Annotated in this window: 10 protein-coding genes; 5 read left to right on the top strand and 5 right to left on the bottom strand. The window is 74.2% G+C overall.

Features of this window, described 5'->3' with window-relative positions; translation table 11 throughout:
- The coding region (locus ACWC9R_RS31050; RefSeq protein WP_450736487.1) for a carboxyl transferase domain-containing protein at positions 1 to 1,439 on the top strand (1,439 nt) is incomplete at its 5' end.
- A gap of 45 nt (positions 1,440 to 1,484) precedes the next feature.
- On the opposite strand, the gene ACWC9R_RS31045 is transcribed toward ACWC9R_RS31050, so the two are convergent.
- On the bottom strand, positions 1,485 to 2,399 hold the full coding sequence (locus ACWC9R_RS31045; protein WP_450736485.1) for a LysR family transcriptional regulator: 915 nt from the start codon (positions 2,397 to 2,399) through the stop codon (positions 1,485 to 1,487).
- Positions 2,400 to 2,473: 74 nt separating this feature from the next.
- Between ACWC9R_RS31045 and ACWC9R_RS31040 the strand changes: the two genes are divergently transcribed.
- Positions 2,474 to 3,553 carry a DMT family transporter gene (locus ACWC9R_RS31040; protein WP_450736483.1) on the top strand — a complete coding sequence of 360 codons (1,080 nt, stop codon included), beginning with the start codon at positions 2,474 to 2,476 and terminating at the stop codon, positions 3,551 to 3,553.
- Positions 3,554 to 3,711: 158 nt separating this feature from the next.
- On the opposite strand, the gene ACWC9R_RS31035 is transcribed toward ACWC9R_RS31040, so the two are convergent.
- A complete protein-coding gene (locus tag ACWC9R_RS31035) occupies positions 3,712 to 5,043 on the bottom strand; it encodes an aminotransferase class I/II-fold pyridoxal phosphate-dependent enzyme (protein WP_450736481.1) in 1,332 nt (443 codons plus the stop codon).
- A 35-nt stretch (positions 5,044 to 5,078) separates the two neighbouring features.
- Between ACWC9R_RS31035 and ACWC9R_RS31030 the strand changes: the two genes are divergently transcribed.
- Both ACWC9R_RS31030 and ACWC9R_RS31025 read left to right on the top strand, forming a co-directional pair.
- The gene (locus ACWC9R_RS31030) at positions 5,079 to 5,744 is read left to right on the top strand and encodes a pyridoxamine 5'-phosphate oxidase family protein (RefSeq protein WP_450736479.1); all 666 of its coding nucleotides are present in this window, start codon (positions 5,079 to 5,081) and stop codon (positions 5,742 to 5,744) included.
- A gap of 9 nt (positions 5,745 to 5,753) precedes the next feature.
- Positions 5,754 to 6,410 carry an FMN-binding negative transcriptional regulator gene (locus ACWC9R_RS31025; RefSeq protein ID WP_450736477.1) on the top strand — a complete coding sequence of 219 codons (657 nt, stop codon included), beginning with the start codon at positions 5,754 to 5,756 and terminating at the stop codon, positions 6,408 to 6,410.
- 56 nt (positions 6,411 to 6,466) lie between these two features.
- Here ACWC9R_RS31025 and ACWC9R_RS31020 read toward each other — a convergent pair whose 3' ends face one another.
- The 3 genes from ACWC9R_RS31020 to ACWC9R_RS31010 form a co-directional block, all read right to left on the bottom strand.
- Positions 6,467 to 7,444, bottom strand: coding sequence for a DMT family transporter (locus tag ACWC9R_RS31020; protein ID WP_450736476.1), 978 nt, complete (start codon positions 7,442 to 7,444; stop codon positions 6,467 to 6,469).
- A 177-nt stretch (positions 7,445 to 7,621) separates the two neighbouring features.
- Complete coding sequence (locus tag ACWC9R_RS31015) at positions 7,622 to 8,782, bottom strand: EamA family transporter (protein WP_450736474.1); 1,161 nt, start codon at positions 8,780 to 8,782, stop codon at positions 7,622 to 7,624.
- Positions 8,783 to 8,831: 49 nt separating this feature from the next.
- Positions 8,832 to 9,362 (bottom strand): Clp protease N-terminal domain-containing protein, encoded by a 531-nt coding sequence (locus ACWC9R_RS31010; protein WP_450736472.1) that lies wholly within the window; start codon positions 9,360 to 9,362, stop codon positions 8,832 to 8,834.
- Between the two features lie 300 nt (positions 9,363 to 9,662).
- Between ACWC9R_RS31010 and ACWC9R_RS31005 the strand changes: the two genes are divergently transcribed.
- Entirely contained in the window at positions 9,663 to 10,091 is a 429-nt protein-coding gene (locus tag ACWC9R_RS31005) for a type II toxin-antitoxin system Rv0910 family toxin (protein WP_450736470.1), read from the top strand.
- Positions 10,092 to 10,118: the final 27 nt, after the last annotated feature.

The following is a 10,118-nucleotide window of genomic DNA, read 5'->3' as shown; positions in this document are numbered from 1 at the left end:
ACCGGGCCGCAGTCGGCGACCGCGCGGCGGCCGGCGGCGCGGCAGGCCACGCCCCCGCCCCGACATTGCCGTGCGCGCGGCTGACAGCCCGTCAGGCCATCGCGGCGGTGGCGGACAGCTACAGCGAGTCGGCCGTTCCCGACGGCCCCGGAAGCGCCTCGGGGACGGTGTCCACACCGGACGGCCCCCTCGGCTGGCGCGGCTACGGGAACGCGCGGGCCCGTGCCCGGGAACGGACCGGCGAGGACGAGTCGGTGGTCACCGCCCTGGCCACGATAGGCGGCCGGGAAGCGGTGGTGCTCTCCTTCGAGTTCCGCTATCTGGGCGGCTCCCTGGGGGAACGCACCGGTGACCGCCTGGAGGCCGCCTACACCCATGCGCGTGAGCACGGCCTCCCGGTGGTCTCGCTGATCGCCACCGGCGGCAGCCGGATGCAGGAAGGGATGCGTGCGCTGACCCAACTCCAGCGGGTGGCACGGCAGTCGGCGCTGAACCGTGCCGCGGGACTGCCGCAGCTCGCGGTGCTCCGCGATCCGACGACCGGCGGCGGCTGGGCCACCCTGGGCGCGGGCGCCGATGTGATCCTCGCGCTCCCCGGGGCCCAGGTCGGCTTCGCCGGCTCACGGGTGCGTCCCCCGGACGCCGACCCCGCCGCCTACACCGCCGAGGGGCAGCTGGCCACCGGCCACATCGATGCCGTCGTCCCACCCGACCGGCTGCGCACCACGCTCCAGCGGTGGCTGCAACTACTGTGCATACCACAGGAGTTGCGTGATACGCCCGTGGAGCCGGCACCCCCGCCGGGCGCGCTCGGCCCGCCCGCGCTGCCGGAGACCGGCTGGGGCGCGGTGGTCCGTGCCCGCGCACCGGGGCGGCCGCACGCCGAGGCGTATCTGCGCGCGTACTTCGACGGCTTCGAGGAGATCAGCGGCGACCGCTGCGGCGGCGTCGACCCCGGCATGCGGTGCGGCTTCGGCCACCGCGAGGGGCGCACCGTAGCCTTCGCCGCCCAGTGCGGTACGGCCACCCGCCCGGCGGGCTTCCGTACCGCCGCGCGGCTCGTCCGGCTCGCCGACCGGCTCGGCATCCCGGTCCTCACCCTCGTGGACACGCCGGGCGCCGCCAACGACGCGGCGGCCGAGCGGGCCGGTGCCGGGGCCGCCATCGCCGACACCTTCGCGGCCCTCGCCACCGCCCGGGTGCCCGTCACCTCCCTACTCATCGGCGAGGGCGGTTCGGGCGGCGCACTGGCCCTCGCCGCACCGGACCGACTCTGGGCCACGCCGGACGGCTACTTCTCCGTGATCGCCCCGGAGCTGGCGGCGGCCATCCTCAAACGCGACCCGGCAGAGGTTCACACCACCGCGGACCAACTCCGCATCCGCCCACAGGACTTGCTGGAGCTGGGCGTCATCCGCGGCATCGTCCCGCCGGCCTGAGCGGCGCCGGGAGGCGGTCGGCCGGGCGGGGCCGCCTCGGCCGTGTCAGTCAGCAGCGCCCTGGAGGCCCTCACCGGCCGCGCGGAGGGCTCCCACGGCGGCCCGGATCGAGGGCCTGCGGTCGGCGTCCGCGCGCCAGATGGCATAGACATGGCGGCGCATCGTATGGCGTACGGGCACCACGCTCACCCCCTCCGGCACCGGCCCACGGCCGAGGCGCGGGGCGACCGCGACGCCCAGCCCGGCCGCGATCAGGGCGAGCTGAGTGCCGTGCTCCTCCGCCATGTGCGCGACCCGCGGCTCGATGCCCTTGCTGCGCAGCGTGAACATCAGCCACTCATTGCAGAACTCCCCCTGGGGCCAGGAGATCCACTCGTCGTCCGCGAACTCCTCCAGCTCCACGGAACGCCGCCGGGCCAGCGGATGGGTGGACGGCATCGCCACATCGGCCGGGTCGTCCAGCAGCGGGGCCTTCGCCAGCCCGTCGGGGAGGGACAGCGGCCGGTTGTACCAGTCCAGGACGACCGCCAGATCGATGTCGCCGCGCACCACTCCGCGGACCGACTCGTCCGGCTCCATCTCCGTCAGCCCCGCCCGCAGCTGGGGGTGCTGGGCGCGGAGGGCGACCAGCGCGGCCGGGAAGAGACCCCGGGCCGCGGTGGGAAAGGCGCCCATCCGCAGCTCGCCCACCGCCTGGCCGCGATGCGCCTCCAGCTCGGCCTGGGCCAGCTCGACCTGCGACAGGATGCGCGTCGCATGATCGGCGAGCAGCCGTCCGGCGTCGGTCAGCCGCACCCCGCGCCCGTTCTTCGCCAGCAGCTGCTGACCGGTCTCCCGCTCCAGCTTGGCGATCTGCTGCGAGACGGCCGAGGTCGTCACATGCAGCCCGTCGGCGGCCGCGCTCACCGAACCATGGCGGGCGACCGCGCTCAGCGTCCGTAGGCGATCCAGGTTCAACATATAAGCAATGCTAAGCGATACCACCCACGAATTCTCGCTTGTGCTACGAAGTTGTACGCCGCATCGTTGACCGCATGAGCACCGCCACCGGCGCACCCACCGCCTCCTCCGCCACCACCATCTCTCCGGCCACACCTGCGCGCCCCGCAGCCGACGGGGACGCCGCGACCACCGCGCCCGCCTCGCCGCGCACCTCCGCTACTGCCACTGTCACTGCCGCGGCCGCGAAGGCCGGTGGCCGGGCCCGCGCCTGGCAGCTCCGCTTCGCCGCCCTCTCCCTCGTCTGGGGCTTCAGCTTCCTCTTCATCAAGGTGGGCACCCAGGGCTTCGCCCCACTGCAGGTGACGCTGGGCCGGGTCGCCTTCGGTGCGCTGGCGCTGCTGGCCGTCCTCGCTGTCCGGCGCGAGCGGCTTCCCCCGTCCGCCCGCACCTGGGCCCATCTGACCGTGGCCGCGTTCTTCCTCAACGCGCTGCCGTTCTCCCTCTTCGCGTACGCCGAGCTGACCATCCCCTCCACACTGGCCGGCATCTGCAATGCCACCTCGCCGCTGTGGGGCATGGCACTGTCGGTCGTCGCGCTCTCCGAGGACCGTCCCACCCGGCGCCGGGTGGCGGGCCTCGGCCTCGGATTCCTGGGCGTGCTCACCGTGCTCGGCGCCTGGCAGGGCTTCGCCGGCACGGATCTGGCGGGCACCGTGATGGCGCTGGGCGCCTCGCTCAGCTACGCCATCGGCTGGATCTACGTCCGCCGCACCCTGGCGGGCGCCGGCCAGTCCCACCTGTCCATGTCCAGCGCCCAGCTGCTGCTGGCCACCGCCCAACTGGCCGTGGTGACGCCGCTGTTCACCACCGCGCCGAACAGCTACCCGGTCATCCCGCTGCTCGCCGTCTTCGCCCTGGGCGCCCTGGGCACCGGCTTCGCCTTCCTCATCCAGTACGGCCTGGTCGCCGAGATCGGCCCCACCACCGCGCAGATGGTCACCTACGTCGTCCCGGTGATCGCCACCGCCGCGGGCGTGGCCCTGCTGCACGAGGGGCTGAGCTGGAACACCCCGGTCGGCGCGCTCATCATCCTGGCCGGCGCCGCCCTCACCCAGAGCAGGCCCCGCCTGAACCGCCCGAGGAGTCAGCGGACCGGCTCGACCGCTGACTGACCACCTCCGTCGGCGGGGCGGCCCGCGAACCCCGGACCGCCCGCAGGGCCCCGAGCCCCCGAGCTTCACCTCGGGGGCTTCATCCCATCAACAACCCTGAGAGCAGCTGCGGTTCACACTCCCGCCGTGCAGGCCCCAGCTATCTCGCGCACCACCCGTCACTCGTACCGCCGCGCCTCCCCCACCCCGGTCGCCACGGCCACCGCGTCCGCCACCGGGGCGATGTCGTCGCCGGAGAGGCCGGAGACCGTGATACGGATGCCGGGTGGCGAGTGCAGGCGGAAGCGCGCGCCGGGGGCCACCGCCCAGCCGGAGTGCAGGAGCCGGGCCACCGCACCGGTCTCGTCCGGGACCTGCACCCAGACGTTCATCCCGCTGCGGCCGCGCGCACGGACCCCGCGCTCGGCCAGCGCCCGTATCAGCGCCTCCCGCCGCAGGCCGTACGCCCCGGCCACGGCCTTCGGGTCGATCGCGGAGGTCCGCCACAGGTGCACGACCGTGTCCTGGAGCAGATGGCTGATCCAGCCCGGCCCGAGGCGCTGCCGGCCGCCCACCCGGTCGATGGTCAGCGCATCGCCGGTGAGCACGGCGAGCCGAAGGTCGGGACCGTACGCCTTGGCCGTCGAACGGACCAGGACCCAGTGGTCGGTGATGCCCGTGAGCGGATGGAGCGGGAGGTCGACGATGCCATGGCCGTGGTCGTCCTCGATGAGGAGGATGCCGGGGTTCTCGGCCAGGAGGGTGCGGAGTTCGGCGGCGCGGGCGGGGCCGATGGCGGCGCCGGTGGGGTTCTGCGCCCGGTCGGTGACGATCACGGCACGGGCTCCGTCCTGGACCGCGCGCGCCAACTCCTCCGGCAGCGGCCCGTCGTCGTCCACCCCCACCGGGACGGGGCGCAGTCCGAGTGCCGGGATGAGGTCCAGCAGGCTGCCCCACCCCGGGTCCTCCACCGCCACGGCGTCGCCGGGCCGCAGATGGGCGGCCAACACCCGCTCGATGGCGTCCAGTGAGCCGCTGGTGACGGCGACGGGGGCCTCGGTCACGCCGTCGGCGGCGAACGCCGCGCGGGCGAGGGCCGCGAGATCGTCGTCCACGGCGGGTGTGCCGTAGAGCGCGGGGCGCCGGGCGCTGCGCGCGGCCGCCTCGGCCAGCGCCCGCTCCAGCGGGGGCAGCAGGGAAGGATCGGGGTTTCCGTCGGAGGCGTCCCGGACGCCCTGCGGCACCTCCACCCGCAGCGCCTCGCGTGAGGTGCTCGCGGGGCGCGGGCGCACCCGGCTGCCGCGCCGGCCCGCGGTCTCGATCACCCCGCGGTCGCGGAGATTGCGGTAGGCGGCCGCGACCGTATTCGGATTGACCTCGAGATAGACGGCCAACTCCCTCAGCGGCGGCAGCAGTTCACCCGGCATGAGCGCGCCCGCACCGACGGCCCGCTCGACGCTGGCGGCGATCTCCGATGCGCGCCGCCCTTCAATCCGATACTCTCCTAGCACAAACTTGATTATGCACTAGTGCAATGGAGTTCGCAATGTCCCGAGCCGCGTCGTACGAACCGACCGAGCGCACGACCCCCACCCGCGCCGGCGACCGCGCCGCCTACGACCACGAGACGGTGCACGCCATCCTCGACGCGGGCTACGTCTGTCATCTGGGCTTCGTCCGCGACGGCTCCCCGGTCGTCCTGCCGACGCTCTACGGCCGGGTCGGCGACCGCCTCTATCTCCACGGCTCGACCGGGTCCCGCCCGCTGCGGATGGCCGGTGCGGCGCCGGACCCGGGCCTGGAGGTGTGTGTGACGGTCACCCATGTCGACGGTCTGGTGCTGGCCAAGTCGGCGTTCCACCACTCCATCAACTACCGCTGCGTCGTGGTGCACGGCACCGCGCACCAGGTGACCGACCCGGAGGAGAAGACGGCCGCGCTCGACGCGCTCGTCGACCACGTGCTGGCCGGTCGCGCCGCGGACTCCCGGCCGGGCAACGCCAAGGAACTCGCCGCCACCGCCGTGATCCGCCTCGACCTGCGCGAGGTCTCCGCCAAGATCCGCACCGGCGGCCCCAACGACGAGCCGGAGGATCTCGCGCTGCCGTACTGGAGCGGCGTCCTGCCCGTGGCCCCCGTGTACGGCGCCCCCATACCGTCCGACGACCTCGTGCCGGGCACGCCCGAGCCGGCATATCTCTCCGCCCGCTGAGGAGTCACCGTGCTGATCCACCCCTGGGACGCCCCCAGCGACGACGCCGAGTGGCAACAGTGGCTCGCGGCACACGACTTCGGCCAGCTGGCCGCCAACGGAGGGCCCGGCGAGCCGCCCATGGTGCAGCCACTGCACTTCGCCTACGACCCGGCCCGCCGCGAGGCGGTGACACATCTGGCCCGGCCCAACCCGCTCTGGAGCGCGCTGGAGGACCGGCCGACGGTGCTGCTGAGTGTGGTGGACGACTACACCTTCATCCCCGGCCCCTGGCAGGCCGCCGAGGACCAGCCACCCGAACACGGCGTCCCCACCAGCTTCTATGCCGCGGTCCAGCTGATCTGCACCGCCCATGTCGTGGACGCCCCGGAGGAGAAGGCGGCACTGCTGCGACGCCAGACGGGCCACTTCCAGCCGGACGGCGGCTCGGCTCCGGTCGCCGCGGGCGCGGCCCCTTACGGACGGCTGCTGTCCGGCATCCGGGGGCTGCGCCTGGAAGTGCGGGAGGTGCGGGCCAAGTTCAAATACGGGGGCAAGCGGAGCGAGGCGGTGCAGCACCGTGTCTCGGAACGCCTCGCCGAGCGGGACGGCCCCGGGGACGCGGCGGCCCGCACCCATCAGCAGCGCAGACTGGCCGCGGCCGCCAAGGGGAAGCCCGCTTCCTGACCGGCCCCCTGCCCCGCGGGGGCCCGGCCGACACCGCCGGCCGGGCCCCCGCGCTCTCAGCCCGCCACCGGCGCCGCCGTCCGTGCGGCCGCCACCGCTCCGCGCGCCTCGGTCACCGCCAGCGCGGCAACGGCCGTCAGCAGCACCCCCGTTCCCACCGCCGTCGCCACCGTGAGCCGCTCCCCGAGGAACAGCACCGCGATGGCCGCGGCCGACACCGGTTCGATCAGGGAGATCACGGACGCGGTCGCGGCGCGGACGGCTGCCAGGCCGGCGAAGTACAGCCCGTAGGCCAGCGCCGTCGGCACCGCCGCGACATAGCCCAGCAGACAGAGGCTGCGACCCAGATCGTGCGCCTGGGGCCACAGTCCCTCCACCACGGCGAGCGGCAGCAGGGCCAGCGCACCGACCGCGAAGGCACCGACCGTCGAGGCGTACGGATCACTGCCGCCGCCCTTGCCCAGCCGCCGGGTGATCAGCGTCATCGCGGCGCAGCCGGCCGCCGAGAGCAGCGCCCACCCGACACCGGCCGGCCGGACGGACGCGCCGCCGTCGCCGCCGAGGACCAGGACCGCCAGCCCGGCCAGCGCCCCGGCGACGGCCAGGACCCCGCCCGCGCCGAGCCGTTCGCCCATCGTCACCCGCGCCCCGATGGCGATGAGGACGGGACCCGCCCCCATGGTGACGACGGTGCCCACGGCCAGCCCGGTCGCTTCGACGGCGGCGAAGTAGGCGGCCTGGAAGACGGCGAGGGCGAGGCCGGTCAGCACCGTCCGGGTCAGGCGGCTGCGCAGCGGTTCGTACGGCACGGGGACGGCGGCGAGGCCGGCACGGCGGCGCAGCAGCGCCCGTACGGCGAGCAGCAGGACCAGCCCGCCGAAGGTGCGCCAGAAGGTGAGGGCGAGCGGACCCAGTCCGCTGCCGCGGTAGAGGAGGGCGGCGGCCGCGCCCGCGGTGCCCCAGGCGGTCGCGGCGAGCGTGACGTACAACAGCCCCCGGCCCACGGGCAGGGCGGAGGAAGGAGTGGTGTGCATGGAAGACGTGCTCCGGGAGATACAGACGGCGTGCTGCGCCGTGCGGTGGTCGCGTGGTCCCGTGTGCAGGCAGCGACCAGCGGCCCGGGAACCAGCCCGGGCCGGGGTTTCCTCGGAGGCCGCCGCCCGCGTTACGCGGCGGGAGGGGGCAGCACAGTCGAATGCATGATCGGCACCCTATGTCGCACTGGAACCGGCCGACAAGTCATCCCCGGTCCGGGCCGCGGACGCCGGAGCGGCCGGCGAGGCCGGGGACCCGCCGCCCCCGATTGGCCCGTCGCCCGTCCCCGTTCCGGCGCCGGCCACCCGCACCGTCTCCGTCGACTTCGGCTTGGCCGACTGCGCGATGAAGGCGCCGGTCAGTACGACGACCCCTCCGACGATCTGCGGTGCGGAGAGATGCTCCCCGAGCAGGACCCAGGCCAGCACCGTCGCGATGACCGCCTCCAGACAGGCGACCACACCGGCCACCTGCGGCGAGAGCCGGCGGATGGACACCACTCCGGTCAGGTAGGCCGCCACCGTCGCGATCAGCACGATCCAGGCGAGCAGCAGAGCGGCGGGCACCTGAGTGCCGTTCAGCTCCGCTCCCCCGCCGAGTACGGCCCAGTCCATGCCCCAGGGGCGGGCGATCACGGTGAGCAGAACGGTGCCGATCAGCAGGCCGTAGGCGGTCACCCCGAGCGGGTCCACCGCCTCGTCGCCGTCGGTGCCGTGGTCGGAGAGCACGAAGTAGCCGACCTGGCAGCAGGCCGCGCCGAGGGCGAGCCCGAGGCCGAGGGCGTCGAAGGTCAGCCCGGACCAGATCTCGACGACACAGGCCAGTCCGCCGACGGCCAGCACCACACCCACCGCCGCGGCCCGCGTGACCGGCCGTTTCTGCACGAAGCGGACCCAGCCCAGTACCAGGGCGGGCGCCAGATACTCGATGAGGAGCGCGACCCCGACGGGGATACGGGAGAGCGCGGCGAAGTAGCACGCCTGGACGCCGGCGACGGCGAGCAGCCCGAAACCCGCGAGCAGCGCGGGGCGGCGGCGCGGCAGATCCCGGTGGCGCCAGGCGAGCGGCAGCATCACCAGCGCCGCCCCGGCCACCCGCAGCCAGGTGACCTGGAGCGGTTCGAGGCCGGCGGAGATCAGGGGCTTGGCGGCGACGCCCGAACCGCCGAAGGCGAGCGCGGACAGCAGGGCGATCCCGAGGCCGGCGCCGCGCCCTCCGGCCGTCCGGCGCCGCCCCTCCCCGGGGGCGGGCGATGGTTGCTGGGCCCCCAAGGACCCGGATATTCCCTGGCCCGAGCCGGTCGATGCTCCTGCCGGGCTCCCCGAAGACGCGTGCATCCGGCCATCATGGCAGCCGTCGTCAGCAGTGCCACCCCCGAGACCCCTGTCAGTCCTGGCCGGGACGCTCCCCGTCCAGCCGCTCGGCGAGCCGGGCGGTGTCGACGGAGGCCCGGCGCAGCACCTCGACGGCCCGCGATTCGGGGTCGTCGACGAGAGCGGCGAGCAGGTCGAGGCAGCCCGCGCGGGTGGCGTAGCGGGCGTGGGCGCGGTCCAGCGCGCCGTCCAGGGCGGCGGCCGCGGCCGGTGACCATCCGGGGACGGCACCCTCGGAGACCACGGGGACCGCGCCGGAGTCCTCGACGGTGCCGTGCCACTGGCGTCCGTAGCCGATGCTGCGCTGGACGAGATAGCCGAGCAGCCGCGCGACCTGCGGCGGCCCGTCGAAGGCGTCCCGTACCGCGGGGTCCGATTCCAGCAGGCCGTGCAGCAGATGCGCGGTGTCGACCTGCCGGTCGCCGTCGCGGGTGGCTCGCCTACGGGCAGCGGATACGACCGACGCGAGTTCGACGGTGAGCTGTGTGTCGAGGTCCTCCGGGGCGGGGCTGCCGCCACCACTGTACGCAGTACGGTTTTGCACAGCCTCCACCCCACCAGCCCCCGGGAACCGCGACATCACCGGCGGGAAGCATTTACGTCTCCCACGCTGGTTGCGCACGTCCGCACCCGATTTCATCCTCACGGAGGAGAGGTGCGGATTTCATGGAGGCCGGACATACGGGGCGGGGCGACCGCCCGGCCGCCACGGCGCCTCCGCACCGCCCACCCACACCAAAACTGACGCTCCATCAGCAAAGGCGGCCCTCGCTCTTGAACCTTCACCCCGGCGGGGATACGTTCCGCGGCACCAGCCGGGGATCGTCACCGAAGGGGTGATCACATGGCCGAAGTCACCGCGCAGGCCCGTATCGAGGCACCGGCCGGGAAGGTCTGGGAGCGGCTCACCGACTTCGACTCCTACGGGGAGTGGAACGCCACCCACACCGCCTTCCCCAAGGGCGGCCCGGAATCGCTGGAAGTGGGCGCGGGCTACGAGGAGAACATGAAGCTGATGGGCTTCCCCGCGGAGGTCCTCTGGACCGTGCGGGAGCTGACCCCGGGCCGGGTGCTCGACGTCGAGGGCAAGGGCCCGATGGGCGTCAGCCTGGGGATGCGCTACGAGCTCACCCCGGACGGCGGGGCGACGGGCGTACGGATCGACGGGACGTTCACCGGCGCCGCGGTCACACTGATGGCCGGCAAGCTCAAGGACTCGGCGAGCGCCGCGCTGCACGAGTCGCTGCGCAAGCTCGCCGCCCTGGTCGCCTGACCCTTCGGGGGCCGCCCCGCGCCCCGG

It is taken from the genome of Streptomyces sp. NPDC001219 (assembly GCF_053597915.1).
Note: the sequence above shows the minus strand (reverse complement) of the source record. Positions and strands in the feature narration are given on the sequence as shown.

Excerpts from the sequence above, each read along its gene's own strand:
- ACWC9R_RS31045 (WP_450736485.1), bottom strand. The coding sequence starts at position 2,399 with ATGTTGAACCTGGATCGCCTACGGACGCTGAGCGCGGTCGCCCGCCAT.
- ACWC9R_RS31040 (WP_450736483.1), top strand. The coding sequence starts at position 2,474 with ATGAGCACCGCCACCGGCGCACCCACCGCCTCCTCCGCCACCACCATC.
- ACWC9R_RS31030 (WP_450736479.1), top strand. The coding sequence starts at position 5,079 with ATGTCCCGAGCCGCGTCGTACGAACCGACCGAGCGCACGACCCCCACC.
- ACWC9R_RS31020 (WP_450736476.1), bottom strand. The coding sequence starts at position 7,444 with ATGCACACCACTCCTTCCTCCGCCCTGCCCGTGGGCCGGGGGCTGTTG.
- ACWC9R_RS31015 (WP_450736474.1), bottom strand. The coding sequence starts at position 8,782 with ATGCACGCGTCTTCGGGGAGCCCGGCAGGAGCATCGACCGGCTCGGGC.
- ACWC9R_RS31005 (WP_450736470.1), top strand. The coding sequence starts at position 9,663 with ATGGCCGAAGTCACCGCGCAGGCCCGTATCGAGGCACCGGCCGGGAAG.